The sequence below is a fragment of the Stenotrophomonas sp. BIGb0135 genome (assembly GCF_024810105.1).
Lineage (GTDB): Bacteria > Pseudomonadota > Gammaproteobacteria > Xanthomonadales > Xanthomonadaceae > Stenotrophomonas > Stenotrophomonas maltophilia_AB.
This window is the reverse complement of record NZ_JANUDX010000004.1, coordinates 174,103-200,925: the sequence shown is the minus strand read 5'-3', so window position 1 is coordinate 200,925 and position 26,823 is coordinate 174,103. Positions and strand designations below refer to the sequence as shown.

At 68.4% G+C, this 26,823-nt stretch carries 31 protein-coding genes and 1 tRNA gene; 22 read left to right on the top strand and 10 right to left on the bottom strand.

Annotated elements, in window-relative coordinates:
• The first annotated feature begins 1 nt into the window (after position 1).
• The 6 genes from M2421_RS11470 to M2421_RS11445 all read left to right on the top strand — a co-directional run bounded on the left by M2421_RS11470 (position 2) and on the right by M2421_RS11445 (position 5,883).
• A complete protein-coding gene (locus M2421_RS11470; RefSeq protein ID WP_259206753.1) occupies positions 2-559 on the top strand; it encodes a DUF2878 domain-containing protein in 558 nt (185 codons plus the stop codon).
• Positions 556-1,353: a DUF1295 domain-containing protein gene (locus M2421_RS11465; protein ID WP_259206752.1), complete on the top strand. Its 798-nt coding sequence runs from the start codon at positions 556-558 to the stop codon at positions 1,351-1,353. Before M2421_RS11470 ends, M2421_RS11465 begins: the two co-directional genes overlap by 4 nt.
• Positions 1,350-2,423 carry a class I SAM-dependent methyltransferase gene (locus tag M2421_RS11460; protein WP_259206749.1) on the top strand — a complete coding sequence of 358 codons (1,074 nt, stop codon included), beginning with the start codon at positions 1,350-1,352 and terminating at the stop codon, positions 2,421-2,423. The genes M2421_RS11465 and M2421_RS11460 overlap by 4 nt, the downstream gene beginning before the upstream one ends.
• A 28-nt stretch (positions 2,424-2,451) precedes the next feature.
• Positions 2,452-2,991: a lipocalin family protein gene (locus M2421_RS11455; protein WP_259206747.1), complete on the top strand. Its 540-nt coding sequence runs from the start codon at positions 2,452-2,454 to the stop codon at positions 2,989-2,991.
• 142 nt (positions 2,992-3,133) lie between these two features.
• A complete protein-coding gene (locus M2421_RS11450; protein ID WP_259206744.1) occupies positions 3,134-5,071 on the top strand; it encodes a patatin-like phospholipase family protein in 1,938 nt (645 codons plus the stop codon).
• Positions 5,072-5,457: 386 nt separating this feature from the next.
• On the top strand, positions 5,458-5,883 hold the full coding sequence (locus tag M2421_RS11445; RefSeq protein WP_259206742.1) for a hypothetical protein: 426 nt from the start codon (positions 5,458-5,460) through the stop codon (positions 5,881-5,883).
• A 226-nt stretch (positions 5,884-6,109) separates the two neighbouring features.
• Here M2421_RS11445 and M2421_RS11440 read toward each other — a convergent pair whose 3' ends face one another.
• On the bottom strand, positions 6,110-7,480 hold the full coding sequence (locus M2421_RS11440; RefSeq protein ID WP_259206930.1) for a short-chain fatty acyl-CoA regulator family protein: 1,371 nt from the start codon (positions 7,478-7,480) through the stop codon (positions 6,110-6,112).
• Between the two features lie 111 nt (positions 7,481-7,591).
• Here M2421_RS11440 and M2421_RS11435 point away from each other — a divergent pair, with 111 nt between their 5' ends.
• From M2421_RS11435 to mmsB, 5 genes are read left to right on the top strand one after another with little or no spacing between them, the layout of a single operon-like run.
• Positions 7,592-9,097 (top strand): CoA-acylating methylmalonate-semialdehyde dehydrogenase, encoded by a 1,506-nt coding sequence (locus M2421_RS11435; protein ID WP_259206740.1) that lies wholly within the window; start codon positions 7,592-7,594, stop codon positions 9,095-9,097.
• Between the two features lie 19 nt (positions 9,098-9,116).
• Positions 9,117-10,283 carry an acyl-CoA dehydrogenase family protein gene (locus tag M2421_RS11430; protein ID WP_259206738.1) on the top strand — a complete coding sequence of 389 codons (1,167 nt, stop codon included), beginning with the start codon at positions 9,117-9,119 and terminating at the stop codon, positions 10,281-10,283.
• A complete protein-coding gene (locus M2421_RS11425; protein ID WP_259206737.1) occupies positions 10,280-11,077 on the top strand; it encodes an enoyl-CoA hydratase in 798 nt (265 codons plus the stop codon). The genes M2421_RS11430 and M2421_RS11425 overlap by 4 nt, the downstream gene beginning before the upstream one ends.
• On the top strand, positions 11,074-12,249 hold the full coding sequence (locus M2421_RS11420; RefSeq protein ID WP_259206735.1) for an enoyl-CoA hydratase/isomerase family protein: 1,176 nt from the start codon (positions 11,074-11,076) through the stop codon (positions 12,247-12,249). Before M2421_RS11425 ends, M2421_RS11420 begins: the two co-directional genes overlap by 4 nt.
• Positions 12,246-13,136: a 3-hydroxyisobutyrate dehydrogenase gene (gene mmsB / locus M2421_RS11415; RefSeq protein ID WP_259206733.1), complete on the top strand. Its 891-nt coding sequence runs from the start codon at positions 12,246-12,248 to the stop codon at positions 13,134-13,136. Before M2421_RS11420 ends, mmsB begins: the two co-directional genes overlap by 4 nt.
• Positions 13,137-13,362: 226 nt before the next feature.
• Here the strand turns inward: mmsB and M2421_RS11410 are convergent, their stop codons facing one another.
• Complete coding sequence (locus M2421_RS11410; protein WP_128096132.1) at positions 13,363-13,788, bottom strand: organic hydroperoxide resistance protein; 426 nt, start codon at positions 13,786-13,788, stop codon at positions 13,363-13,365.
• 110 nt (positions 13,789-13,898) lie between these two features.
• On the opposite strand from M2421_RS11410, the gene M2421_RS11405 reads away from it, so the two are divergent.
• Together M2421_RS11405 and M2421_RS11400 are read left to right on the top strand one after the other, a co-directional pair.
• Positions 13,899-14,747: an AraC family transcriptional regulator gene (locus M2421_RS11405; protein WP_259206731.1), complete on the top strand. Its 849-nt coding sequence runs from the start codon at positions 13,899-13,901 to the stop codon at positions 14,745-14,747.
• A 41-nt stretch (positions 14,748-14,788) separates the two neighbouring features.
• The gene (locus tag M2421_RS11400; RefSeq protein WP_259206730.1) at positions 14,789-15,088 is read left to right on the top strand and encodes a hypothetical protein; all 300 of its coding nucleotides are present in this window, start codon (positions 14,789-14,791) and stop codon (positions 15,086-15,088) included.
• Positions 15,089-15,104: 16 nt separating this feature from the next.
• Here the strand turns inward: M2421_RS11400 and M2421_RS11395 are convergent, their stop codons facing one another.
• The gene (locus tag M2421_RS11395; protein WP_259206729.1) at positions 15,105-16,061 is read right to left on the bottom strand and encodes a cation transporter; all 957 of its coding nucleotides are present in this window, start codon (positions 16,059-16,061) and stop codon (positions 15,105-15,107) included.
• A gap of 174 nt (positions 16,062-16,235) precedes the next feature.
• On the opposite strand from M2421_RS11395, the gene dusA reads away from it, so the two are divergent.
• From dusA to M2421_RS11375, 4 genes are all read left to right on the top strand, one after another.
• Positions 16,236-17,252: a tRNA dihydrouridine(20/20a) synthase DusA gene (gene dusA / locus M2421_RS11390; RefSeq protein ID WP_259206728.1), complete on the top strand. Its 1,017-nt coding sequence runs from the start codon at positions 16,236-16,238 to the stop codon at positions 17,250-17,252.
• A 212-nt stretch (positions 17,253-17,464) separates the two neighbouring features.
• Positions 17,465-17,833, top strand: coding sequence for a hypothetical protein (locus M2421_RS11385; protein WP_259206727.1), 369 nt, complete (start codon positions 17,465-17,467; stop codon positions 17,831-17,833).
• Positions 17,834-17,905: 72 nt separating this feature from the next.
• Complete coding sequence (locus M2421_RS11380) at positions 17,906-18,589, top strand: response regulator transcription factor (protein ID WP_038691087.1); 684 nt, start codon at positions 17,906-17,908, stop codon at positions 18,587-18,589.
• A 23-nt stretch (positions 18,590-18,612) separates the two neighbouring features.
• A complete protein-coding gene (locus M2421_RS11375) occupies positions 18,613-20,037 on the top strand; it encodes an ATP-binding protein (RefSeq protein WP_259206726.1) in 1,425 nt (474 codons plus the stop codon).
• 42 nt (positions 20,038-20,079) lie between these two features.
• Here the strand turns inward: M2421_RS11375 and M2421_RS11370 are convergent, their stop codons facing one another.
• Together M2421_RS11370 and M2421_RS11365 are read right to left on the bottom strand one after the other, a co-directional pair.
• Positions 20,080-20,871, bottom strand: coding sequence for a M90 family metallopeptidase (locus M2421_RS11370; protein ID WP_259206725.1), 792 nt, complete (start codon positions 20,869-20,871; stop codon positions 20,080-20,082).
• A gap of 8 nt (positions 20,872-20,879) precedes the next feature.
• Positions 20,880-21,152 (bottom strand): hypothetical protein, encoded by a 273-nt coding sequence (locus M2421_RS11365; protein ID WP_259206723.1) that lies wholly within the window; start codon positions 21,150-21,152, stop codon positions 20,880-20,882.
• Between the two features lie 117 nt (positions 21,153-21,269).
• On the opposite strand from M2421_RS11365, the gene birA reads away from it, so the two are divergent.
• From birA to M2421_RS11340, 5 genes are all read left to right on the top strand, one after another.
• Positions 21,270-22,247: a bifunctional biotin--[acetyl-CoA-carboxylase] ligase/biotin operon repressor BirA gene (birA, locus tag M2421_RS11360; RefSeq protein ID WP_259206721.1), complete on the top strand. Its 978-nt coding sequence runs from the start codon at positions 21,270-21,272 to the stop codon at positions 22,245-22,247.
• Positions 22,244-22,981: a type III pantothenate kinase gene (locus tag M2421_RS11355; RefSeq protein WP_259206719.1), complete on the top strand. Its 738-nt coding sequence runs from the start codon at positions 22,244-22,246 to the stop codon at positions 22,979-22,981. Before birA ends, M2421_RS11355 begins: the two co-directional genes overlap by 4 nt.
• Positions 22,982-22,990: 9 nt before the next feature.
• The gene (locus tag M2421_RS11350) at positions 22,991-23,821 is read left to right on the top strand and encodes an SPOR domain-containing protein (RefSeq protein ID WP_259206717.1); all 831 of its coding nucleotides are present in this window, start codon (positions 22,991-22,993) and stop codon (positions 23,819-23,821) included.
• Positions 23,822-23,994: 173 nt separating this feature from the next.
• A tRNA-Thr gene (locus tag M2421_RS11345) sits at positions 23,995-24,070 on the top strand.
• Between the two features lie 151 nt (positions 24,071-24,221).
• On the top strand, positions 24,222-25,199 hold the full coding sequence (locus M2421_RS11340; protein ID WP_259206707.1) for a site-specific integrase: 978 nt from the start codon (positions 24,222-24,224) through the stop codon (positions 25,197-25,199).
• On the opposite strand, the gene M2421_RS11335 is transcribed toward M2421_RS11340, so the two are convergent.
• From M2421_RS11335 to M2421_RS11315, 5 genes are read right to left on the bottom strand one after another with little or no spacing between them, the layout of a single operon-like run.
• Entirely contained in the window at positions 25,183-25,437 is a 255-nt protein-coding gene (locus tag M2421_RS11335) for a hypothetical protein (RefSeq protein ID WP_259206706.1), read from the bottom strand. The two genes, M2421_RS11340 and M2421_RS11335, sit on opposite strands and share 17 nt — an antisense overlap.
• Positions 25,430-25,660: a hypothetical protein gene (locus tag M2421_RS11330; protein ID WP_259206705.1), complete on the bottom strand. Its 231-nt coding sequence runs from the start codon at positions 25,658-25,660 to the stop codon at positions 25,430-25,432. The genes M2421_RS11335 and M2421_RS11330 overlap by 8 nt, the downstream gene beginning before the upstream one ends.
• The gene (locus tag M2421_RS11325) at positions 25,657-26,088 is read right to left on the bottom strand and encodes a hypothetical protein (RefSeq protein WP_259206703.1); all 432 of its coding nucleotides are present in this window, start codon (positions 26,086-26,088) and stop codon (positions 25,657-25,659) included. Before M2421_RS11325 ends, M2421_RS11330 begins: the two co-directional genes overlap by 4 nt.
• Positions 26,075-26,377, bottom strand: coding sequence for a hypothetical protein (locus M2421_RS11320; protein ID WP_259206702.1), 303 nt, complete (start codon positions 26,375-26,377; stop codon positions 26,075-26,077). Before M2421_RS11320 ends, M2421_RS11325 begins: the two co-directional genes overlap by 14 nt.
• Positions 26,377-26,802, bottom strand: a complete 426-nt coding sequence (locus tag M2421_RS11315) for a hypothetical protein (protein WP_259206701.1) — start codon at positions 26,800-26,802, stop codon at positions 26,377-26,379. The genes M2421_RS11320 and M2421_RS11315 overlap by 1 nt, the downstream gene beginning before the upstream one ends.
• Between the last annotated feature and the right edge of the window lie 21 nt (positions 26,803-26,823).

Here is a 26,823-nt window from a genome sequence, read left to right as displayed (position 1 = left end):
GATGCTGCGCTTCTGGGCCAACGTCATCGGCAACCAGGGGGTCTGGCTGTGCGCGGTGATCGGGGCCGGGCACGGCCTGCGCTGGCCGGCGCTGCTGGCGGCCGCGGTGTACGTGGGCAGCCAGCTGGCGCTGTCGCCGCAGCCGGGCGTGGAGCTCCGCCTGCTCGGCGTGGCGCTGCTGTGCGGGCTGCTGGTCGATGGGGTGGCCGCCGGCTCGGGCTGGGTGCAGTACGCCGCCGGCAACGACCCGGCCTGGCTGGCACCGGTGTGGATCCTGGCGCTGTGGGCCGCGTTCGCGATGACCCTGACAGTGTCCTTCGCGGTATTGCAGCGGCACCTGCGCATCGCCGCCCTGGTCGGGCTGCTGCTGGCACCACTGGCGTACCTGTCGGCCGCGCGTGGCTGGTCGTCGGTGAGCTTCCCCGAACCGCGTTGGCAGGGCGTGGCCCTGCTCGGTATCGGCTGGTCGATGGCGTTGCCGCTGCTCGCGGCCTGCGCCCGTCACTGGCAGCGCACGCCGCTGCACCCCCTTGCGGATCGATCGGGAGAACACGCATGAAGCTGTTGTGGTGGGTGTGGCTGTATGCCGCGGTGATCATGACCTGGGGGTGGTGGTGGCAGCGCCGCCACCAGAACATCGGCGTGGTCGACGTGCTATGGGCCAAGGGCGTGGGCGCCTCGGCGCTGCTGCTGGCCCTGCTCGGCGACGGTGCCGCCGCGCCGCGCATCGCCCTGGCCGTGCTGGGTGGGCTGTGGGGATCGCGGCTGGCCCTGCACCTGTGGCACCGCGTGCGCAGCGAACCGGAAGACGGGCGCTACCAGCACCTGCGCGCGCACTGGAACGGGCACCAGGGCAAGATTTTCGGCTTCTTCCAGTTCCAGGCGCTGCTGATCGTGCTGTTCGCCCTGCCGTTCGTGGCGGTCGCGCACAACCCGCAGCGCGACGGGATCGGCTGGATCGTCGGCGCGGTGGCGGTATGGCTGCTCAGCGTCGGCGGCGAAGCCGTCGCCGACCGCCAGCTGGCGCGTTTCCGCGCCGATCCGGCCAACAAGGGCAAGACCTGCCGCGCCGGTCTGTGGCGCTACTCGCGGCATCCCAACTACTTCTTCGAATGGCTGCACTGGTTCACCTACGTGCTGCTGGCGGTGCAGTCGCCGCTGTGGTGGCTGGCCTGGTCCGGCCCGCTGGTGATGTACGTGTTCCTGCGCTGGGTGAGCGGCATTCCGTTCACCGAGGCACAGGCGCTGCGCACCCGTGGCGAGGACTACCGCGACTACCAGCGCACCACGCCGATGTTGTTCCCCTGGTTTCCCACCCGTACCCCGCATTCCCCCAAGGAGCCGTCCCCGTGAACGCCGCCAGTGACTCCCTGCCCGCGCCCGACTACGCCGCGGGCCTGACCGGCCTGGCCGAGCGCGGGGTCCTCCCCGACGCGTTGCTTCGCCTGGGCATCCGCCGCCAATGCGAACAGCGCCTGCGCGAGGAGATGGCCGGTGGCCAGCAGGCGCAGTCGCAACGCTTCGCCGAGCGTATCGCCGGGCTGTCGCGCAGCGCGGTGGCCCTGCATGTGGATGCCGCCAACCGCCAGCACTACGAGGTGCCGGCGCGCTTCTTCGAGCTGTGCCTGGGCAAGCGCCTGAAATACAGCAGCTGCTACTACCCCACCGGCAGCGAGAGCCTGGACCAGGCAGAAGACGCGATGCTGGCGCTGTACGGGCAACGTGCGGAACTGGCCGATGGCCAGTACATCCTGGAACTCGGCTGTGGCTGGGGCTCGCTCACCCTGTGGATGGCCGAGCGCTACCCGAACGCGCGCATCACCGCCGTATCCAACTCCAACAGCCAGCGCGAGCACATCCTGGCGCAGTGCCGCCTGCGCGGCCTGGACAACGTCAATGTGCTCACCCGCGACGTCAACCACCTGGTGCTCGATGCCGGCACGTTCGACCGCTGCGTGTCGATCGAGATGTTCGAGCACATGCGCAACTACCAGCAGCTGCTGCAGCGCATCCACGGCTGGCTGCGCCCGGAAGGCAAGCTGTTCGTGCACATCTTCGTGCACCGCACGCTGATGTACCCGTTCGAGACCGAGGGCGAGGACAACTGGATGGGCCGCCACTTCTTCACCGGTGGCCTGATGCCCGCCGCCGACACCCTGCTGTGTTTCCAGCAGCACCTGCAGCTGCAGCAGCGCTGGCTGCTGGACGGCACCCACTACGAGCGCACCGCCAACCACTGGTTGGCCAACCAGGACCGGCACCACGATGCGGTGCTGGAGATCATGGGCCAGTGCTACGGCGCCCCGTCGGCGGCGCTGTGGGCGCAACGCTGGCGCATGTTCTGGATGGCCTGCGCCGAGCTGTTCGGCTACCAGAACGGCCAGCAATGGCAGGTGGCCCACTACCTGTTCGCCCGCCCGTGATCGCACCCCCCGCCATGAGGATCCTGCCATGTCCGTCCGCGCCATCGTTCCACTGCTGCTGGCCAGCCTGATGCTGGGCTGCGGCAGCAATTCCCGTCCGATTCCCCCGGTCGCCGAGGTCGACGTGCCGCGTTTCATGGGCGACTGGTACGTGATCGCCCACATCCCCAGCCGACCCGAGCGCGAGGCGTTCGATGCGGTGGAGTCCTACGCGCTGCGCCCGGACGGTCGCATCCAGACCACCTTCCGCTACCGCAAGGGCAGCTTCGAGGCGCCGGTCAAGACCATGCATCCGGTCGGCACCGTCAAGCCGGGCACGAACGGGGCCGAGTGGGGCATGCAGTTCATCTGGCCGATCAAGGCCGAGTACGTGATCGTGTACCTGGATGCGGACTATCAGCAGACCATCGTCGGGCGCAGCAAGCGCGACTATGTGTGGCTGATGTCGCGCACGCCGAAGATGTCCGACGCGGACTACAACAAGGCCACCGCCCGTATCGCCGCGCTCGGCTATGACCTGTCCAAGCTGCGGCGCGTGCCGCAGTCCGGCGGGGTGAAGCAGCCGTAACTGCGGCGCGGTTCTCAGGCCCTGAGAAGCCGGTCGGCGATACTGTCCCCCTGGCCCCGCCTGTACATCCCGTCACCGTGCGGGCACATGCGGGCGCCACACTGCAGCAGCACGGAGGCGCCGAAGGCCCACGGACGGGGGCATGCGCGGGCAGGGCGCGCGGTGGGTGGACAGAGGGCGCGACGTGGCGGACAAGTACTGCGATCTGGTCATGAAGGGCGGCATCACCAGCGGCATCGTGTATCCCAACGCGGTGCTGTCGCTGGCCCGCCAGTACCGCTTCAAAAGCATCGGCGGCACCTCGGCCGGGGCGATCGCCGCGGCGGTCGCGGCGGCGGCGGCACTGGGCGACCGCCGCCGCTACAGTGGCCAGCCGGTCGCCGGCCAGGTCGGCTTCCCGGGGCTGGCGGCGGTGTCGGCGCAGCTGTCCACGCGTGGGTTCATCTACAGCCTGTTCCAGCCGGCGTATGGCGCGCGCACGGCCTACCGGCTGCTGGTCATGCTCACCGGCAAGGCCGGCCTGTCGCGCAAGCTGGCCTGCCTGCTTGCGGCCGTGTTCGCGATCGCGCCGCTGGAACTGCTGGGCACGCTGCTCGGGCTGCTCGGCATCGGCTGGCTGGCCGGTGGGATCGACGGCGTGTGGGCCACGCTGCTGCCGTCGCTGCTGTGCGCCTACGGTGCCGGCGTGCTGGCGGCCGCGCTGCGGGTGGCACGGGTAGCACGGCGCAACCTGTTGGGGCTGTGCAATGGCAGCACCCAGGCCGACGCTTCGGTGCCGGCCCTGACCGACTGGCTGCACGAGCGCCTGCAGATGCTCTCGGGCAAGCCGCTGGATGAACCGCTCACCTTCGGCGACCTGCACCAGGCGCCGCGCTACGCCGGCGAGCCGGCCGGTCCGCACGCGATCACCCTGCAGATGATCACCACCTGCATCTCGCATACCGAGCCGCGCACGCTGCCCTTCAGTGGCGCCCAGTTCTGGTTCCTGCGCGAAGAATTCGCCCAGCTGTTCCCGGCCAGCGTGGTGGCGTGGCTGGTGGCCCGTGCCGGTGCCGCCGTGCATGTCGATGGCCGCGACTATTACCGCCTGGTCGATGGCGACCAGTTGCCGGTGCTGGTCGCCACGCGCATGAGCCTGAGCTTCCCGCTGCTGATCAGCGCCGTGCCGCTGCACGAGCCGGCACGCCGTGAACGTCGCTGCGCGCCGCAGGCCGACGCTGCCTCCGCGCCGCACAATCCGCATGTCGCCGAGAGCATGGAAGGCTTGACCAGCGGTGGGCAGGCCTGTGGCTCGGCCATCACCGCCTTCCGCGTGTGCTGGTTCTCCGATGGCGGCATCAGCAGCAATTTCCCGATCCACCTGTTCGATGCCGCACTGCCGCGCTGGCCCACGTTCGGCATCAACCTGGTCTACCCGCGGCATGCCGATGCGGTCAGCGTGCTGGCCAGCGACGCGCAGGACGAGCACGCGCAGATCGACCATGCCGTGTTCCTGCCCAGCGAGAACCGCCAGGGCTGGCAGCGCAGTTACCATGCCATCGCGCGGCCGCTGGCCGCCGCGGAGATGTCCGGGTTCCTGTTCTCCATCGTCACCACCATGCAGAACTGGCGCGACGTGCTGCAGGCGCGCGCACCGGGCTATCGCGACCGCATCGTGCACGTCTCGCTGCAGGGCGACGAGGGCGGCATGAACCTGGACATGCCGCAGGAGGTGCTGGGCCGCATTGCCGCCAAGGGCAGCGTGGCCGGCGAGCGCTTCTGCAGCTTCTCCTTCCACAACCATTACTGGATCCGCTGGCGCAACCTGGCCTCGGCGTACCAGCGCTACACGCTGGAAATCGCGCGCACCGATGATCCGGCCCAGCGCGTGGCGGCCTGGACCGATGCCTACCAGAGCGTGGCAACCGGCGAACCGCCTCCGCCGTCCTATCGGCTGGGCTCGGAGGACAAGCGGCGCGAATCGCAGCGGTTGTGGCGGCACATGGTCGAGCAGGGCCAGCACTGGGAAGACCTCGGCCCCGACCTCACCGACGGCGCGCCGCGCCCGCTTCCGCAGATGAAGGTCACGCCGATGTATTGAGCCGGGACAGGGCGCTTCCCGATCCGGTGAAACCGACCGGTGGCCGCCAGCGCCGGTAGAGCCGACCGTTGGTCGGCTGCTCTTCGCACCGGGGGTCGAACCTCTCGGACGTCGGATGGAAGTCGACCAACGGTCGACTCTACGGCGGGTTGAACCTTCCCAGCGTTGGTAGAGCCGACCGTTGGTCGGCTGCTCTTCGCACCGGGGGTCGAACCTCTCGGGCGTCGGATGGAAGTCGACCAACGGTCGACTCTACCCGCGGCCGGGCAGCTGCGCGAAGGCGCGCTGCATGCAATCTTCGCGCGGGCACACCCGGCAGCCGGCACGACCGGTTTATGCTCCCCGGGCCCCCGCGCTTACCAGGATGGAACCGCATGACCCCACGCATGGCACTGCTGCAGACACTCGAACACCTCGACGCGCTCGACCCCGATCATCTGCCGGTGGTTCCACTGGATGCATATTTCACTGGCAATGACCAGGAAGCGTCGATAGCGCCGAACCAATGGGAGTTCGGGCGCCCGCCCATCGGCGAGCTGTACGCACGCTTCCAGGCCATCGCCGCGCGCCCGGACGTACAGGGCGTGTATGTCGGTCTGCACCAGGACTGGGGCATGGCGCTGGAAGACGACACCGAGTGGCCCGCAGCGGATAATATCCACATCCTCACCTGCGCCGACGAGCCCACCGTGCTGTCATGGCTGGACGGCCTGGAATCTGACGGTGCCAGCACCGGCTGGCCATATGGCCAGCATGCCGCAGCACCCGTACCGGCCGAGGGGTTCCAGGTCTTCTCGGTGTTTTGGGATTAGGACGTCAACGCCGAGGGCGCCGGCGCCGGTAGAGCCGACCGTTGGTCGGCTGCTCTTCGCACCGGGGGGCGAACCTCTCGGGCGTCGGATGGAAGTCGACCAACGGTCGACTCTACGGCGGGTTGAACCTGTCCGGCGTTGGTAGAGCCGACCGTTGGTCGGCTGCTCTTCGCCCCGGGGGGGCGAACCTTCCCGGCGTCGGATGGAAGTCGACCAACGGTCGACTCTACCCGCGGCCGGGTAGCTGCGCGAAGGCGCGTTGCATGCAATCTTCGCGCGGGCACACCCGGCAGCCTGGACCGATCGATACCGAGTTGCCCGGGCTCTGGATATCCAGCCCGCGCGAGTAGATCAGGCGCTCGGCATGCTGCAGGTCGCAGCCCAGCGCGACCGCGAAGGTCTTGCGCGGCTGCCCATGCCCGATCGGGCCACTGCTCACCTGCCGCGCCAGCCAGAAGTGGCGGCGCCCATCGGGCATGCGCGCGGTCTGGGTCAGCACCCGGCCGGGCTGGTTGAAGGCCTCGTACACGATCCATAGCGGGCACGAGCCGCCCACCTGCGAGAAATGGAAGTCGGTCGCCGAGTGGCGCTTGGACACATTGCCGGCGCGGTCCACGCGGATGAAGAAAAACGGCAGCCCGGGCGCACTGCGCCGCGCCAGCGTGCTCAAGCGATGGCAGACCGCCTCGAAGCCCACGCCGAAGCGGTGCGCCAGCGCATCGATGTCGTAGCTGCTGTGCTCGGCGGCGCGCAGGAACTGCGCATACGGCATCACCAGCGCACCGGCGAAGTAGTTGGACATGCCGATCCGCGCCTGCGCGATCTGCTCGGCGTCGCGGAACCCGGCACGTGCGATCACCGCATCGATCTGCGCCGCATACCCCAGCAGGGCCAGCTCGGCGGCCATCTGGAACGCCTGCTGGCCCGGCTCCAGGTAATCGGGCAGCCACAGCGTGCGGCTTCCCCCGTCGTACACCCGCTTCTCGCGCCCGGCCTGCAACGGCCCCACCTCCACCAGTACGCCGTGGCGGTCGGCCAACAGCTGGCGCAGGCGCGGTGCCACATGCCCGGCCACCAGCCCCCATTCGCCGAACAGCTGCTCGGCCAGGTCGTCCAGCTCGGGGATGTGGTTGTGCATGCGGTTGAAGAAGTCGCGCACCTGGTCGCCGGCCGGCAGCGTCTGCCCGGCGTGCACGTCGCCCAGCTGGAACTCCAGCGCGGCCGCATGTTCGCGCAGCACCAGGTGGCGGCGGTGCAGGTCGAGCAGGGCACGGCTCACCTGCGGCAGGTTGCCGGCCATCGCGCGCAGCTCGGTGCTGCTCACATCGTCCAGGCCCAGGTCGCGCAGCGTCTCGCCCAGCGCCTCCTGCAATGCCCCGGGCTCATCCCCCTCGAACAACCCGGAAACGTCGCCCAACACGTCGCGCAGCTTCTGCTGCACCGCCGGGGTCAGTGGGCGCTTGTTGCGCTCGATCTGGTTCAGGTAGCTGGCCGACAGCCCCAGCGCCCGGGCCAGATCGACCTGGCTGTAGCCACGCTGCTCGCGCAGCTTGAGCAGGCGCAGACCGAGCTGGCGATGGGGAGGCTGGCTATTCACAAAATTCACAAGAATCGTAGCGGGCATTGGCCAGATTAAGCGCATACAGGCCGGAAATCGAGGGCGGCACTGTGAATAATGCCAACAACTTTCGACCCCTCGGGATTGTCCATGACTGTTGCAGCGCCCCGTATCCGCATGTTGATCGATGGCCAGTTCATCGAATCGGCCAGCTCGCACTGGCAGAACGTGGTCAACCCGGCCACCCAGGACGTCCTGGCCCAGGTTCCGTTCGCCACCCCCAGCGAAGTCGACGCCGCCGTCGCCTCGGCCAAGGAAGCGTTCAAGACCTGGCGCAAGACCCCGATCGGCACCCGTGCGCGCATCTTCCTGAAGTACCAGCAGCTGATCCGCGAGAACATGGGCGAGCTGGCCCACATCCTGTCCGCCGAGCAGGGCAAGACCGTGCCCGATGCCGAGGGCGATGTGTTCCGCGGCCTGGAAGTGGTCGAGCACGCCGCCGCCATCGGCAACCTGCAGCTGGGTGAGCTGGCCAACAACGTGGCCAACGGCGTGGACACCTACACCCTGCTGCAGCCGCTGGGCGTGTGCGCGGGCATCACCCCGTTCAACTTCCCGGCGATGATCCCGCTGTGGATGTTCCCGATGGCCATCGCCACCGGCAACACCTTCATCCTCAAGCCGTCCGAACAGGACCCGATGGTCACCATGCGCCTGGTCGAGCTTGCCCTGGAAGCGGGCATCCCCAAGGGCGTGCTGAACGTCGTCCACGGCGGCGAAGACGTGGTCAACGCGATCTGCGATCACCCGGACATCAAGGCCGTGTCGTTCGTCGGCTCCACCCGCGTCGGCACCCACGTGTACAACCGTGCCTCGCTGGCCGGCAAGCGCGTGCAGTGCATGATGGGCGCCAAGAACCACGCCGTGGTGCTGCCGGACGCCAACAAGGAGCAGAGCCTCAACGCAATGGTGGGCGCCGCCTTCGGTGCCGCCGGCCAGCGTTGCATGGCGGCCTCCACCCTGGTGCTGGTGGGCGAAGCGCGGGAGTGGGTGCAGGACCTGGTCGCCAAGGCCAAGACCCTCAAAGTCAGCGCCGGCAGCGTGGCCGGTACCGATGTCGGGCCGGTCATCTCCTGTGCCGCGCGTGAGCGTGTCGAAGGGCTGATCGCCTCGGGCGTGGAGCAGGGCGCCAAGCTCGTGCTCGACGGCCGCAACCCGCAGGTCGATGGTTTCGAGAAGGGCAACTTCGTCGGCCCGACCATCTTCGCCGGCGTCAAGCCGGGTATGCGCGTGTACGACGAGGAAATCTTCGGGCCGGTGCTGGTGATCCTGGAAGCGGAGACGCTGGAAGACGCCATCGAACTGATCAACGCCAACCCGAACGGCAACGGCACCGCGCTGTTCACCCAGTCCGGTGCGGCGGCGCGCAAGTTCCAGGAAGACATCGACGTCGGCCAGGTCGGCATCAACGTGCCGATCCCGGTGCCGGTGCCGCTGTTCTCGTTCACCGGCTCGCGCGCCTCCAAGCTCGGCGACCTGGGCCCGTACGGCAAGCAGGTGGTGATGTTCTACACCCAGACCAAGACGATCACCTCGCGCTGGTTCGACGACGAGACGCTGGGTCATGGCGTCAACACCACCATCAGCCTGAAATAAGCAACAACGGAGTTCGACCATGAGCCACTCGATGACGACGGAACTCGACGAAGCGCAGCAGGCCTATAGAGAGGCAGCGCGTGACTTCGCCCAGGCCGAACTGGCGCCGCACGCCGCGCGATGGGATGCGGAGGGCACCTTTCCGCGCGAGGCGATCGCCAAGGCAGGGGAACTCGGGTTCTGTGGGTTGTACATGGACCCCGAGGTCGGTGGCAGCGGCTTGAGCCGTCTGGACGCCGCCGTCGTCATCGAGGAGCTCGCCAACGTGGACCCGTCCACCGCGGCCTACATCAGCATCCACAACATGGCGTCGTGGATGGTGGCCAAGTGGGGCCAGGAGAGCCTGCGTGCCGAATGGGGTGCAGACCTCTCGTCCGGCAACAAGCTGGCCTCGTACTGCCTGACCGAACCGGGTGCCGGCTCGGACGCCGCCTCGCTGAAGACCAGCGCGGTGCGCGACGGCGACCACTACGTGCTCAACGGTTCCAAGGCCTTCATCTCCGGCGCCGGTGCCACCGAACTGCTGGTGGTGATGGCGCGCACCGGCGGCGCCGGTGCAGGCGGCATCAGCGCGATCGCGGTGCCGGCCGACCTGCCGGGCATCAGCTACGGCCGCAAGGAAGAGAAGATGGGCTGGAACAGCCAGCCGACCCGCGGCATCACCTTCGAAAACGTGCGCGTGCCGGTCAGCCATCTGCTCGGCGAGGAAGGCAGCGGTTTCAAGCTGGCCATGAAGGGCCTGGATGGTGGCCGCATCAACATCGCCGCCTGCTCGCTGGGCGCGGCCCAGGGCGCCGTCGACGCCGCCCGCCGCTACATGGGCGAGCGCCGCCAGTTCGGCAAGGCGCTGTCGGAGTTCCAGGCGCTGCAGTTCAAGCTGGCCGACATGGCCACCCAGCTGGTCGCCGCACGGCAGATGGTGCACACCGCCGCGCGCAAGCTCGATGCCGGTGCCGGCGATGCCAACGTGTGGTGCGCGATGGCCAAGCGCTTCGCCACCGATGCCGGTTTCAACATCTGCAACGACGCACTGCAGATCCACGGCGGCTACGGTTACATCCGCGAATATCCGATTGAACGGCTGCTGCGCGACTCGCGCGTGCACCAGATCCTGGAGGGCACCAACGAGATCATGCGTGTGATCGTGGCCCGCCACCTGCTCAATACCGACGAGGAACTGCGATGATGGATTGGCGCACGCATGATCACACCGGCCTGAAGGTCGAGGCCGATGGCCACGTCGCCGTGGTCACCCTGGACAACCCGCCCGCGCACACCTGGACCGTGCACAGCCTGTCGGCGCTGCGCGACCTGGTCGGCGCGCTCAATGCCGACGCCGGCATCTATGCGCTGGTGATCACCGGTGGCGGCGAGAAGTTCTTCTCCGCCGGCGCGGATCTCAAGCAGTTCGCCTCCGGCGACAAGGCGGCCGCCCGCGAAGCCGCGCGCCGCTTCGGCGAAGCCTTCGAGGCGCTGTCCGGCTTCCGTGGCGTGTCCATCGCCGCGATCAACGGCTACGCGATGGGCGGTGGCCTGGAATGCGCGCTGGCCTGCGACCTGCGCATCATCGAAGAACACGCCCAGGTCGCACTGCCGGAGGCCACCGTCGGCCTGCTGCCGTGCGCCGGTGGCACCCAGAACCTGCCGCGCCTGGTCGGCGAAGGCTGGGCCAAGCGCATGATCCTGCTCGGCGAGCGCATCGACGCGGATACCGCGCTGCGCATCGGCCTGGTCGAAGAGAAGGTCGGCAAGGGCGAAGCCAAGGCGCTGGCGCTGGCCTGGGCGCACAAGGCCGGCAAGCAGAGCCCGACCAGCATCGCCGCCTGCAAGACCCTGGTCCAGGCTACCCGCAGCGGCACCCACGCCTCGGCGCTGGTGGCCGAGCGTGAGGCCTTCGTGGATCTGTTCGACCGTGCCGACCAGGCCGAGGGCGTCAACGCCTTCCTGGAAAAGCGCGCCCCGCAGTGGAAGAACGCATGAGCACCGCCGTCGCCACCGACGAGGCGCCGGTAGTGTTCGAAGAGCGCGTCGCCGCCAATGGCACGCGCATCGGCATCGCCACGCTCAACGCCCCGCGCACCCTCAACGGGTTCTCGCTGCCGATGGCGCACCTGCTGCGCGAGCGGCTGGAAGCCTGGGCCGACGATGAGGGCATCGCGCTGGTGGTGCTGCAGGGCGCGGGCGAGAAAGCGTTCTGCGCCGGCGGCGACCTGCACAGCCTGTACCGCAGCATGGTCGACTACCGCGCGAGCGGCAGCACCGACATCCGCGACAACGCCTACGCCGCCGAGTTCTTCGATGTGGAATACCGCGTCGACTACGCCATCCACACCTACCCCAAGCCGATCCTGTGCTGGGGCCATGGCATCGTCATGGGCGGCGGCATCGGGTTGATGTCCGGCGCCAGCCACCGCGTGGTCAGCGAGCGCTCCAAGCTGGCCTTCCCGGAGATCACCGTCGGCCTGTTCCCGGACGTGGGCGGCAGCTGGCTGCTGCCGCGCGTGCCCGGCCACGGCGGCCTGTTCCTGGCCCTGACCGGTGCACCGCTCAACCCGGGCGATGCGATCTACGCCGGCCTGGCCGACATCCACATCGCCGAGGCGCAGCGCGAGACCGTGTTCAACGCGTTGGCAGGCGTGCACTGGAGCAACGAGGCCAGGCGCAACCACGAACAACTGACCGCGCTGCTCCAGCAGCATGCCAGCGACGCGGCCACCGGCCCGCTGCTGCGCAATGCCGCCACGATCGATGCGCTGTGCGAGGGCGACGACGTCGGCACCATCGTCGAGGCGATTCTTGCCCTGGAGACGGACGATGCCTGGCTGAGCACCGCCAAAGCGACGCTTGCCGCCGGTGCACCCGGCTCGGCGCGGCTGGCATTCGAGCTGCAGCGTCTGGCCGAGGGCGCCTCGCTGGCCGAGGTCTACCGCATCGAGTACATCGCCGCGCTGCATGCGGCCGCCCATGGCGACTTCGCCGAAGGCATCCGCGCGCTGCTGATCGACAAGGACCGCAACCCGCAGTGGCAGCCGCGCACGTTGGCTGACGCCACCGCCGAGTGGGCCCGCACCTTCTTCGTATCCCCCTGGTCCGACGCAGCGCATCCGCTGGTCGACCTCGGTGCCACCGTCCCTGAAAGGAGCCACGCATGAGCCGTATTGCATTCATCGGGTTGGGCAACATGGGGGGCCCGATGGCCGCCAACCTGGCCAAGGCCGGCCACGCCGTGCGCGTGTTCGACCTGGTGCCCGCCGCCGTGCAGGCCGCCGTCGATGCCGGCGCCAGCGCCGCGCATTCCGCGCTGGACACCCTGACCGACGCCGAGATCGTGATCTCGATGCTGCCGGCCAGCCGCCACGTCGAAGGCGTGTACCTGGGGGATGACGGCCTGCTCGGCGACATCCCCGGTGGCGCGCTGGTCATCGACTGCAGCACGATCGCCCCGGCCACCGCGCGCAAGGTCGCCGAAGCGGCCGCCGCGCGTGGCCTGCAGATGCTCGACGCGCCGGTCTCCGGTGGTACGGCAGGGGCCCAGGCCGGCACGCTCACCTTCATTGTCGGCGGTGAAGCCGAGGCGCTCGAACGCGCCCGCCCGATCCTGCAGGCGATGGGCAAGAACATCTTCCACGTCGGCGCGAGCGGTGCCGGCCAGGTCGCCAAGCTGTGCAACAACATGGCGCTCGGCGTGATCATGGCCGTCACCGGCGAATCGATCGCACTCGGCGTCGCGCATGGGCTGGACCCGAAGGTGCTCTCGCAGATGATGGCGGTCAGCACCGGCCGCAGCTGGGCCACCGAAGTGTGCAACCCGTGGCCGGGCGTGCTGGAGAACGCACCCGCATCGCGCGGCTACAGCGGTGGGTTCGGCAGCGACCTCATGCTCAAGGACATGGGCCTGGCGGTGGAAGCGGCGATGAGCGTCGGCGCGTCGATCCCGCTGGGCGAACTGGCCCGCAACCTGTATTCGATGAACCACCAGGCGGGCCGCGGCAAGCTGGATTTCTCCAGCGTCGTGCAGCTGATCGCAAACGAGAAATAGCCGGTCGTGCCGGCCGCTGGCCGGCAATCGCATGGACCCCGACACCTCCGGGGAATGCCCGTGGCATCGACCCTCGGTCGGCGCCCTGTACCAGATGCATCCCGTGGCCTTGCCCGGGATCCACCGCGGTGGGATGGGCGGTTGCCAGGCTATCGAGCCAGGCAGCCGCCCATTTTTTTACCCGTGCGGTAGGTGCCGTCCGCGATCCGGTACGGCACCTGCGGCATCAGGCAACGGTCAGCGTCACGTCGATGTTGCCGCGGGTCGCGTTGGAGTACGGGCACACGATGTGCGCCTTCTGCACCAGTTCTTCCACCTGCTCGCGCGGCAGGCCCGGGACCGAGATCTCAAGCGCCACTTCGATGCCGAAGCCGGTCGGGATCTGGCCGATGCCGACCTTGCCGGTGATCGCCGTTTCGGCCGGCAGCGCAACCTTGGCCTGGCCGGCCACGAACTTCAGCGCGCCCAGGAAGCAGGCCGAGTAGCCGGCGGCGAACAGCTGTTCCGGGTTGGTGCCCGGGCCGCCCGCGCCGCCCAGCTCGCGCGGGGTGGACAGCTGCACGTCCAGCACGTTGTCGGAGGAGGTGGCGTGGCCTTCACGGCCGCCGGTAGCGGTGGCGGTGGCGGTGTACAGAACCTTTTCGATGGACATGGGAATCTCCTGTGGCGTGAAAGGGGGTGGGCCAGATGGCAGGTGTACTTTGACCGCCCAAGGGGTACGTTGGGTTACATTTCGTCTATCAAACTTGATCGAGCGTCCAAATGGTCGACCGCCTGCAATCCCTGCTCAGTCGTTTTGCGGTCACTGCCGAAGTCTTCCACGCCGGCCCGCTGTGCGGCATCAACGACCTGGCCGCCGACGGCGAGCGCGGCCAGCTCCATCTCATCCGCGAGGGCCAGGTCCGCGTCGAGCACGCCGATGGCAAGGTGCTGCAGATCGACCAGCCCAGCGTACTGCTCTACCCGCGCCCGCTTGCCCACCGCTTCGTCACCGATCCCCGGCGCGGCGCCGATTTCGCCTGCGCGCACCTGCAGTTCGAAGGCGCCGGCACCCATCCGGTGGCTGCGGCGTTGCCGCCGGTCATCTGCCTGCCACTGGACCAGCTCCATGGCGGCCAGCCCATCCTGTCGGTGTTGTTCGAGGAAGCCTTCGCCCAGCGCTGCGGCCGCCAGGCACTGCTCGACCGCTTGTTCGAGGTGGTGCTGATCCAGATTCTGCGCGCGCTGATGGAAAGCGGCCAACTGCGTGTCGGCCTGCTCGCCGGCATGGCCCATCCGCGCCTGCGCCACGCGCTGGTGGCCATGCATGAATCGCCGGCCGAGGAGTGGACGCTGGAGTCGCTCGCGCAGCGCGCCGGCATGTCGCGCAGCGCCTTCGCCGACAGCTTCCGCGACACCATCGGCAGCACGCCCGGCCACTATCTGCAGGGCTGGCGCACGCGCCTGGTGCAACAGGCGCTGCGCAAGGGCCTGCCGCTCAAGCGCATCGCCATCGACGTCGGCTACGGCAGCGAGGCGGCGTTGTCGCGCGCCTTCAAGGTGCAGATCGGGCAGTCGCCGCGGCAGTGGAAGCAGGCCATGGCGGCATCCCCACGTAGCGAGGCCGTATGATCGGTCGCACCGGCGACCTGCCACCTGCATCGAGGCGTGTCATGGAACGCAACCTGCGCGCGAACATCATCCTCAGTACCAGCCGCGCGCTGCTCGGGGAGGTGTTCCCCGAACTCGTCGCCGTCGCCTGCCAGCTCCACGGGGCGGCCGGTTTCGAACTGGTGTTCTTCATCGATGCAGCTGCGGTGGAGGACTGGGTCGAGGACATCTCCTGCATCGAGACCGAGGTGATGGCCGACTTTCCCGCAACCGTGTCCATATCGCATCGCATCGTGGCATCGGCACGCGCCGAGGTACCCGCCGACGGCTTCCTGATCTTCCTGCGCAAGCCGCGCCCCTAGGAGCACGGGGTACGCCTCAGATCGCCCACTCCCGGTCGGTGGTGAACATGATCGTCAGCCAGCGGTCCGGGGATTCCTCGCCCAGCGCCTCGCCGATCTCATCGCGCAGCCGGTCCCATTCCAGCAGCGCACGCGGCGGATCATCGGCGCGCACCACGAAGAACAGTTCGATCTGTTCGCCACGGCCCACCTTGGCCACGTAGCTGCGGTACTCGAGGAAGCCGTGCCGGGCCACGATGTCGCGTGCCACCGCATCCACGTGCGCCTGCAGGTCCACCGGGGTGATCAGCAGGATGTCCGACAGCGCCTGCCGCACCGTGCCCAGCGGGGCCACCATCACGAACAGGCACACCACCAGCAGGATCGCCGGATCGATGTAGGGCACCAGCCATGCCCAGCGCGTATCGCCCAGCAGCCAGCCGCCGACGAAGGCGACCAGGTAGGCGGCCGACATGCTGGCCGAGACCACCCAGTTCTTGCCGTCCAGCGCGATGAATTCCGAGCCGATCCTGCGGTTGACCCGCCGGATGAACACCGCCAGCCCGATCTCGGCAATGATCGACAGCACCGCGAACAGGATCGCCGGCCCCAGCGCGATCTCACGCCCGCCGGCCATCAGCGCATCCACCGCGTTGACCGCCGCGTACAGCGCCGCGCCGATCATCAGCGTGCCGCTGACACCCAACACGATCGGTTCCAGGTGCCAGAAGCCCATGGTGAAGCGCTGGTTCAAGCGCGACTGCAGGGTGTCCACGTGGGTGGAAAGGCTGATCAGCCGCACCACCAGCAGCGACAGCCAGGTCATCACCACGTCGATCAGCCCGTAGATGCCGTCGAAGATGATCAACGAGGAGTTGGCCAGGAAGCCGAACACCACCGCGGCGGCGGCCATCGCCAGCGAGGCGCCGATCGACAGGCGCAATACGCCTTGTTCGGTGGTGGGGTCGAACGGTCGAGCGCGGGGCGGGGTCATCGGACATCGGGCAGTGCAGGGAGGTGCATTCTCCCCCGGCGCGCCCCTCGCGCGGGTGCCGCGCGACGGCCTGGGCCTCCACCCCGCGCCCCGACCCCTCGGGCAGCGTTCATTCCGAGGGGGTAAACTATTGATTGCGCTGGCAATGCCAGCAGTATCCGACGCTCCGTCCCGATGACCCAGCCTGCCACCGCCGCCGCCGCGCGTTACGCCGCCTCCCTGCGCCTGTCCGTCGCCCCGATGATGGACTGGACGGACCGCCATTGCCGGTACTTCCACCGGCTGCTGGCCCCGGGCGCGCGGCTGTACACCGAGATGGTGCACGCCAACGCGGTGATCCATGGCGACCGCGAACGCCTGCTCGGCTTCGACGGCAGCGAGCACCCGCTGGCCCTGCAGTTGGGGGGCAGCGAGCCTGCCCTGCTGGCGCAGGCCGCGCGGATCGCGCAGGACTGGGGCTACGACGAGGTCAACCTCAACTGCGGCTGCCCCTCCGACCGGGTCCAGGCCGGGCGCTTCGGTGCCTGCCTGATGCGCGAGCCGGCCCTGGTCGCCGAGTGCGTGGCGGCCATGGTGGCGGCGGTGGACATCCCGGTCACGGTGAAGTGCCGGCTGGGCGTGGATGAAGACAACAACTACGAAAACTTCGTCAACTTCGTTGATCAGTCCGCCAACGCGGGCAGCGCCATGTTCATCGTGCACGCCCGCAACGCGTGGCTGAAGGGGTTGTCGCCGAAGGAAAACCGCGAAGTGCCGCCGCTGCGCTACGACTGGGCGCACCGTCTCAAGGCCGACCGCCCGCAGCTGCAGATCGTGCTCAACGGCGGCCTGGCCACGGTCGAGGCGGCACAGGCGCAGCTGCCGGCGCTGGATGGGGTGATGCTCGGCCGCGCGGCCTATCACGACCCCTACGTACTGCATCAGCTGGAGGCCGCCCAGACCGGCATGGCCGTACAGCCGCGCGAGGCGCTGTTGCGGGCGATGCGTCCCTACATCGACGCCCAGCTGGACCGCGGCCTGGCGCTCAAGCACATCACCCGCCACCTGCTGGGCCTGTTCCACGGGCAGCCAGGCGGGCGGGCGTTCCGCCAGGTGCTCAGCGAGGGCGCCCATCGCCCCGGCGCGGGCTGGGAGCTCATCGAGCAGGCGCTGGCGGTCACCCGCGCGCAGGCCGAGCGCGTCGCTGCGTGAGCCGTATCACCTTGTCAGCTTGACAAGCGCCACGCTTTAGCCGCCAATGTTCACTTAGATGAACGGCATGACCGTGCGACCTGAAAAGTTCAGACCGGATTCACTGCGTAAAACCAAGAATTCGCTAAGGATTCGTAAAACGCCGGCCCAGGTTGGCGCGATCGGATTTACAACTTTTGAACGTTTTGCCGCGCTCCGCTAGGATCAGACCGATGTTCTCCGTGACCCGCCACCGCCGCCTTGCCGTCCTCGCCTTCCTGGCGACGGGCGCCGCTGCCTCCCTCGGCAGTGCCTCGGCGCAGGAGCCCAACCCGGATCCGGCGCGTGGGGAGATGGTCCGGGCCGCCCGCGGTGCCCCGCCGGAGCGCTCGCTGTCCGACGCGGTCCGCCGCGTGCAGCGCACCACCGGTGGCCACATCCTGGGGGCCGAGCGGGTGCCGTACGACGGTCGCGACATCAACCGGGTCAAGTACATGGACGATCGGGGCCGGGTCCGCTACATGGACGACCCCGCGCCGGCGCGTTCACAGCCCCGCGCACCGCGATCGGATATGTCTTCACTACGCGGCGATAACCCCTGAACAGGGATAGTTGTCCGTCATCAACTGTATTCCACTGGCCCCCGGCCATACCCAGGACACTAGGGAGAGTTCATGCGTATCCTTCTGGTCGAAGACGAAGCCCCGCTGCGGGAAACCCTGGCAGCCCGGCTCAAGCGCGAAGGCTTTGCGGTCGACGCTGCCCAGGACGGTGAGGAAGGTCTCTACATGGGCCGCGAAGTCCCGTTCGACGTCGGCATCATCGATCTGGGCCTGCCCAAGATGTCGGGCATGGAACTGATCAAGGCGCTGCGCGACGAGGGCAAGAAATTCCCCGTGCTCATCCTCACCGCCCGCTCGAGCTGGCAGGACAAGGTCGAAGGGCTCAAGCAGGGCGCCGACGATTACCTGGTCAAGCCGTTCCACGTCGAGGAACTGCTGGCACGCGTCAACGCGCTGCTGCGCCGTGCCGCCGGCTGGAGCAAGCCCACGCTTGAGTGCGGCCCGGTTGCACTGGATCTGGCCGCGCAGACGGTCAGCGTCAGCGGCAGCAACGTGGACCTCACCAGCTACGAGTACAAGGTGCTCGAATACCTGATGATGCATGCCGGTGAACTGGTCTCCAAGGCCGATCTCACCGAACACATCTACCAGCAGGATTTCGATCGCGACTCCAACGTGCTGGAAGTGTTCATCGGCCGCCTGCGCAAGAAGCTCGATGCCGACGGCGAACTGAAGCCGATCGAGACCGTGCGTGGCCGCGGTTACCGTTTCGCGATTCCGCGCAACGAAGGCTGAGCACGTAGCCGGACGAAGGGATGATGTCAGGCCGTCTGTGGTTCTTTAAACGCTGGCGGCCGCGCTCCCTGCAGGCGCGTCAGCTGCTGGCCGCCTCGGTGAGTCTGGTCGCGTTCCTGGCCATCGCCGGTTACGCGCTGGATGCGGCGTTCGCCGACACCGCGCGCGCCAACCTGCGCGAGCGCCTGAAGAATTACGCCACCGCGTATGCGGCGGGGATCGACTTCACCCGCGACCGTTCGTTATACATCCGAGAGCAGCCGCCGGACCCGCGTTTTGACGTGCCCGGCAGCGGCCTGTACCTGCAGGTGGTGATGCCCGACGGCAAGGGCAACTCGATGTCGGCCGAAGGGCCGATGCTGCCCACCGTGGGCGGGGGCCTGCTGGCACCGCGCCAGGAAGTGTTCGAAGGCCCGCTGCCGATGATCCAGATCGACGGCAGCCAGGGCTCGGTGTACCGCTATGGCTTGGGCCTGGTCTGGGATGCCGACGCCGACCCCGCCACTGAATTCCCCTACACCATCTACGTGATGGAAGACTCGCGCGCGCTGGGCGCGCAGCTGCGCGTGTTCCGCGGGCGGGTCTGGTTCTGGATGGGCGGTGCCGGCCTGATCCTTCTGATGCTGCAGACCGTGATCCTGCAGTGGAGCCTGCGCCCGATGCGGCGGGTGATCACCGAGCTGACCAAGGTCCAGCGCGGCGAGACCGAACGCATGAGCGAGCGCCACCCGCGCGAGCTGGAACCGCTGACCGACAGCATCAATGCCTTCATCGAGAGCGAGCGCGAAAACCTCGAGCGCCAGCGCAACACCCTGGCCGATCTGGCACACAGCCTGAAAACACCGCTGGCGGTGCTGCGCACCCAGTTGGACAGTGGCGCCCAGGACCAGGACCTGCGGCAGGAGTTCGACGTGCAGCTGCGGCGCATGAACAACCTGGTGTCCTACCAGTTGGCGCGTGCGGCCTCGTCCGGGCACAAGCTGTTCTCCGCACCGCTGCCGATCGAGTCCAACGCCGAGGAAATCGTGCGCGGCCTGGAGAAGGTGTATGCCGGCAAGGGCGTGCTGTGCGAGTTCGATATCGATGAAGCCGCGCGCTTCCACGGTGAGCCGGGCGACCTGCAGGAACTGCTCGGCAACCTGCTGGAGAACGCGTTCAAGTGGGCCAACCGCCGCGTGCTGCTCACCGCCACGCCGTTGCCCGCCCCTGGCGCGCGCCGGGCCGGGCTGGTGCTGTCGGTGGATGACGATGGCCCGGGTATCGCCCCGGAGGACATCGCCAAGGTGCTGCAGCGTGGCGTGCGCGGCGACGAGCGCGTGCAGGGCCATGGCATCGGCCTGTCGATCGTGCAGGACCTGATCAAGGACTACCGCGGCGAGCTGCAGGTCAAGCGGTCGCCGGAACTGGGCGGGGCGCGGTTTGAAGTGAAGCTGCCGCCGGGGCCGTGAGCGGCGGCGGTCGCCGGCATTGCATCGACCAAGGGTCGATGCCTACCGCGGCGTGGTGATGTGCGGGGCGGTTGCCGATGGTTGGTTGTCGGCCGACAGGCCCGGCGGCTCACCGTAGAACCGGCGCAGGTGCGCGGCCACCGTCGGCATGGCCTGCTCCAGCACGTCCGGCGCAGAGAAGTGGTATTCGGTCACCACCGCAAAGAACTCTTCCGGCGCCTCGGCGGCGTACGGATCGATCAGCGTGTCCCGGCCGGCATCGACCTGCGCGCAGAAGGCGTCGTAGGCGGCCTGGAAATCGCTCGCCCACTGCCGCTGCCAGTCGCGCGGCAGCGGCGGCGTGCCGTCGATCGCGCCGTCCAGCGCGTCGATCTTGTGCGCCATTTCATGCACGGCCACGCAGTAGCCGGCATGCGGGTCGGCGATGTCGGCCTGGATGTCGGCCCACGACAGGATCAGCGGGCCGCTGTCCCAGGATTCGCCGATCAGCTCGTCGTCCCATTCGTGCAGCACGCCGGCCGCATCGACGTGGCTGCGCTGCACCCGGAACGCGTCCGGATAGACGATCAGCTGCGACCAGCCACGCAGGCCGACGTCACCCAGCTCCAGCAGCGGCAGGCAGCACAGCGCGGCCAGCAGCACGCCGTCGCGCTCGTCCAGCTGCAGGTCGCCGACCGGGCTGATGGTTTTCTCGTGCAGGAAGCGCGCGCTCAGTGCGCGCAGGCGCTCGCGACGTGGTGCATCCAATCCGTGCAGCCAGGGCGCGCGCTGGCAGCATTGCTGCCACATCGCCAGATCGATCTCGCGCGGCCTGCGCCGCAGCCAACCCCACATGCGTTCGATCAGCGGAACATGCCCGGCAGGAAGCTGTGCCACTTGGGCGCGCGCAGGCGCGGCAGCACGTCGTCATCGCCGCCACCGCCGGTGCTGGTGCCGTTGCTGGCGCTCGGCTTGACCGCCGGCGCGCGGGCGGCCGGTGCGGCGGCCGGTGCGGTGCGTTCGGTTTCCGTCGGCGAATACACGCAGCCGCCCCGCCCCGGGCTGGTCAGCGCATCGGAAGCATGCGCGGCCAAGGGGGCCATCAGCAGGATCAGGCAATGGGCGAACGGGCGCATCGTCGACATCCAGAAGGCGGGTCAGTCTTCGATTCTAGCCCGATTCAGCGCCGGGATTGGAACCCCGCCGGGCAGGCAAGCGCCGCGGCTTTCCCGCATAATTTTCTGGATTACCTGATGGAAGCGACCGTGGACGACCGCCAACTGCTGGCCAAACTGGGCGCCGGGCGCCTGTCCGGCGATGCGCTGGCCCAGGAAATGGGCGTCACGCGCGCCGCAATTTGGAAGCGGATTCAAGGACTTAGGGCTGCCGGCGTGGAAGTGGAGGGGCGTGCGGGCGAGGGCTACGGCTTGACCCGTCCGCTGGACCTGCTGACGCCGGAGCGCATCCGCGCCGGGCTCCCGGCGAGCGCGGCCAGCCTGCTCGGCGACCTGCAGGTGGCCTGGACGCTAGATTCGACCAACGCCGAATTGCTGCGGTGCAGCGCGCCCGAGCGAGGCGTGCGCGTCCTGCTGGCCGAGCGCCAGACCGGTGGCCGCGGCCGGCGTGGCCGCACCTGGGCCTCGCCCCTGGCCGCCCACGTGTATCTCTCGGTGCTGCGGTGGTTCTCCGGTGGCCTGGTCCGGCTGAGTGGCCTGAGCCTGGTGGCCGGCATCGCGGTGGCCGAGGCCCTGCATGACCTGGGGTATGTGCAGGCCCGGTTGAAGTGGCCCAACGACCTGATGGTCGATGGCCGCAAGCTGGTGGGCCTGTTGGCCGAGGGCGGCGGCGAGTACGCCGGCCCGGCGCGCGCGGTGATCGGCATCGGCATCAACGTGCACATGCCCGCCGCCCATGCCGAGCAGATCACCCAGCCGTGGATCGACCTGGATACCCTGGCCGGCGCCCCGGTGGACCGCAACACCGTGGTGGCCGCGGTACTGGCACGGCTGTTGCCGGCGCTGGAGGCCTTCGATGCCGACGGCCTGGCACCGTTCCTGCCGCGCTATGCAGAACTGGACCTGTTGCGCGGCAAGACCGTTCGCGTGGAGCAGGGGGGACAATGGCGCGAGGGCACCGCGCTGGGCCTGGCCGACGATGGCGCGCTGCGCGTGCGCATCGATGGTGTCGAACAGCATGTGCATGCGGGCGAAGTCAGCGTGAGGGCGCAATGAGCGACTGGTTGTTCGACCTGGGCAATTCGCGGTTCAAGTTCGCCCCGCTGCAGGGCGTGCAGGCAGGTGCCGTGCAGGCCTGGCCGCACGGCGCCGAAACCATGCCCGCCGAGCAGCTGCAGGCGCTGCCCAGTGGTGATGTCGCCTACGTGGCCAGCGTCGCCGCGCCCACCCTGACCCGCAGCATGCTGGCGATCCTGCAGGGCCGTTTCCGCAGCGTGCGCGTGGCCCATACCGAGGCGCGCTACGCCGGTGTGCGCGTGGCCTACGCCGACCCGGGCAAGTTCGGCGTGGACCGTTTCCTGGCGCTGCTGGCGGCGGCCGAGCGCGCCGAAAGCGTGGTGGTGGCGGGCGTGGGCACCGCGCTGACCATCGACCTGCTGGACGCCGACGGCCTGCACCACGGCGGCCGCATCGCCGCCTCGCCCACCACCATGCGCGAAGCGCTGCATGCGCGCGCGGTGCAGTTGCCGGCCAGTGGCGGGGACTACAGCGAATTCGCCAACGACACCGCCGATGCGCTGGCCTCCGGCTGCGATGGCGCTGCGGTGGCGCTGATCGAGCGCAGCGTTGCACAGGCCGCGCAACGCCTCGGTGGCACGCCCACGTTGCTGCTGCATGGCGGTGGCGCACCCGCGCTGCTGCCGCTGCTGGGGCACGCGCACTTCCAGCCGTCGCTGGTGCTTGATGGCCTGGCACGCTGGGCCGTGCACCAGCCTGCGGACGCAGGGTAGGATCCCCGCATGCTGACCCGTGCCCTGATCGTCGTGCTGGCCATCCTCAACCTGGGGGTGGCGTTGTGGTGGATGTTGCGTGGCGAACCGGTGCCGGCGCCGCCTGCGCCGAGTACCGGCGTGGCCCAGCTGCAGCTGTTGCCGGGCACCGCCACGCCGGCACCCGCCGCCGCGGCCACGCCAACCCAGGCCCTGGATGACGTGACCCCGGCGCCGGCAGCGCCCAGCGCGGCCACCCGCGTCGCACCCGAGCCGACGCCGGCCGCTACGGCGGCGGCACCCGAAGCGGTCGCCCCGTTGCCGCCTCCCGCTGCGGCAACGCCCGCACCAGCGCCGGCCGCAGCGGTGGCAGCAGCCCCCATCCCGCCGGCCGCGCCCGCGCAATGCCTGAGCCTGGGGCCGTTCGCCGACCGTGCCGCCGCGCAGGCGGCGCAGGCCAAGGCCGGACCGCTGCTGCGCGGTGTGCACCTGCGCGAAGTCGCCGATGCCGGCGCCACCCGCTACCGGGTGATCCTGCCGCCCGCAGCCAGCCGGGAAGACGCGCAGGCCACGGTCAAGCGGATCGTCGCGGCCGGCCTGAGCGATTACTACATCATCGGCCAGGGCGAGGAGGCCAATGCCATCGCCCTGGGCCAGTACCGCAACCGTGAAGGCGCCGACCGCCGCCTGGCCGCGCTCAGCGCCGCCGGCTTCAACGCCCGCCTGATCGCCAGTGGCGGCGATGGCAGTGCGCAGTGGTGGCTGGATGCGACCCTGGCCGAGCAGGCCGACCCCGCCGCCGCCCGCCAGCGCAGCGGCGCGGCGCAGCAGCGCTCGCTGGACTGCGCACGGGTGCGTTAGAATCGCCGCGCGCCATGCCGCTTTAGCTCAGTTGGTAGAGCAACTGTCTTGTAACTCGGACGCGGTTGTTGTGGTGACCGGCCGGAAGGCTAAGCGCGGCAAGGCTTTAGGCCCGCCAGCGCGTAGACTGCGGGGCAAGCCGGACACGGTTTGAGCAAGAGAAGTACGACATCGCCGCTTTAGCTCAGTCGGTAGAGCAACTGATTTGTAATCAGTAGGTCGTCCGTTCGATTCGGACAAGCGGCACCAAGGCCCCCATTCTGGCGCTTCCTGCACCGCCCCGTTCTGCCACGATTCGGAACGAAATCAGCGACTTGCCATCTTCGCATTGCTCTTAGCCGCCCCGTAGTTCCCCGTACCGAAAGGCACACGGGCACACGAATTGGCACACAATGCGCCCATGGCATCCATTCGACCCCTCGGCAACCGCTACCGCGCGTTCGTCAAAGTAGACGGCCGGCGCGCCACGAAAGTGTTCGACACCAAGCGCGCGGCACACGCTTGGGCACAGGAGCAGGAGGCGCTGCTGACTGGCACCCAGCTGCCGGACAAGACCCTGGAGGAAGCGTTCACCAGGTACTCCGAAGAGGTCACGCCCAGCAAGCGTGGCGGGCGATGGGATCGTGTGCGAATCGCCCGGTTCAATCGCGAGGACAAGATCGCCAGGCGCCGGCTTCTGGCCCTGTCATCTGCCGACCTGGCCGAATGGCGCGATGCTCGCCTGAAGCAGGTGAAGCCCGGCACGGTCGCCAGAGAGATGAACCTGATAGCCGCGGTGTTGGAAGTCGCGAGGCGCGAGTGGGGCTGGCTGAAGGAAAGCCCGATGCGCGATGTTCGCCAGCCGAAGAAGCCCAAGGGCCGCGCGCGCCGGATCTCACCTGAGGAAGTCGAGGCGCTGGCCAAGGCGTTCGATGTGTGGGATTCGCTGAAGGTGGAGACCCAGCGCAATCGCATCGGCCTAGCGTTTCTGTTCGCGCTGGAGACCGCGATGCGGTCAGGCGAGATATGCGAGCTGCGGTGGACCGACGTGCACCTAGCCGAGCGCTACATCACGATCCGTACCAGCAAGAATGGTGATACCCGGGACGTGCCGCTCACCGCGCGCGCTGTGCAGATCCTGCGCGCGCTGCCGCTGGGATTCGCCCCGGTGTTCGGGCTGTCGGCGTCGAAGCGTGACGGCCTGTTCCGCAAGGTCCGAGACGGCGTTCCCACCATCAAGGACCTGCATTTCCACGACGCGCGCGCGGAGGCCATCTGGCGCTTGTCTAAGAAGCTGGACGTGTTGGAGCTGGCCCGAGTTATCGGGCACCGGAACCTGTCCAGCTTGCTGATCTACTACAGGGCCACAGCCTCCGAGCTGGCTAAGAAGCTCGGCTGATCCGGGCCTCGTCGTCTGCCCAGGCCACCACTGCCTCGCGGTTCCACAATTTTTTCGACCCGATGGCCATCGGTCTGGGGAAACTGCTGCGCACCGCGACCCGCTCCAGGAAAGCGCGACGGTTGATCTTCCCTCCGCGCGTGGTCAGGCCCAGGATGAAGGCGCAGGCATCGGCACTGAGCCACTCGGCATCACGGGCCATGGCGGCAATCGTGTTGACGTCGATTTCGTCAGCCATTGGCCTCATCCTCGGAGTCATGCATGCGCGCAGTGGCCAAGCCGGCGCGAAACGACTCGGCCATCTGTGCTGGCGTGTAGGCGGTGGTCAGCGCATCGGCGGCGCGGCCGATCAGCTCCGCGGCCAGCTTGTGGGTGCGGGTATTCCCGATGCCTTCGACGCTCAGGGTCTTTGCTGCCGATCGAAGCTCGGCGATCAGCTTCTCGCTATCTGAGCTGCTCATGCTGCGTTCCTCACGGCGTTGGTGATGCGCGCACGGTCGCGCGCGCTGAGCGTGTCCCACAACTGGTCGGTGGCGTCATCGAGCGCCGGCACAGCCACGTCCATCCAATCGCCCCAGACGTGCCCGCTGTCTAGCTCGGCGCGAGAAAACGGCGTGGATTCAAACACAACCCGGACGTAGGGGCTCCGATTCCGGGTGGTGTTCGGTTTGAGGACGCTGCGGATCTTCACCGGCCTGGCTTCATTGCCCGCGCGCCGCCAGAAGATGAAGCGGATGCTGGCCGGGGTAACCACGTTCCGGGGGCCGGCTGGTAGCGCCTGGATGGCGACAGCCTCAGCCGCGGGGCAGGCCTCCTTGCGGCCGCTGTCGCCGATGGCCATAACCTGGATCCCTTTCGCGCCGCGCGCTTGGTAATCAACCCCGCCCATTGCGACGCTCCTCAAAAAGGCGCTGCAGGCTCGCCACCATCCGCATGGTGCGGACGCGGGCATCTCTCATGGTGTCGTGGCGTCCTGCCTCGATCGAATGCTCGAAAGCCCATGCCGCCATTTCTTCCATCTTTCGGCCCGACTCACCCTCTGGCCACCCTTCGGGGTAGCCGGTTCGCTGGCGGCGGTGCTCGGCAAGGTCGACAACCCCTGAAGAGAGAGGCATTGGGAGCGGGAGCGACATGCGCCTCTGGCGCTGGCGGAACTGAATCACGTTGGAGGTCGCCATTAGCTCCGGCCTCCCGCCTGCGCGGTCGCGATCCCGTATTCGTTGTCACGGATCGACCTGAGATTTTCCCTTGCCTGCATGAGCAGCTCGTCCATGCCGATAAACAGGGAGTCCGCCTCGTCATACGTCAAGGTGGGGTAGACGGTAGCGACCTCGTCCTCTTCGCTCATGTTGTCGACATCGAGCTTTGACATGGCGTCGCGGTGGAGAATGGTCTGGATCGTGTGCGACGCGAGAATGCAGCGATCGACGGTCAGCAGGCGGTTTGTGATCGCCTGGTCCAGGGGGCTATCGTCGCGCCAGCCGCTGGTGATGTAGTGGTCGGTGATGGCCAGATGGGCGGGCCTCTTGTTGTCCAGTTCCTGGCTGACGGCTTCAGCAACGGCACGCGGGTCCAGCTTGGGGGTTACACTGCGCTTCGCCATGTTGGCTTCCTTGATCTTTGT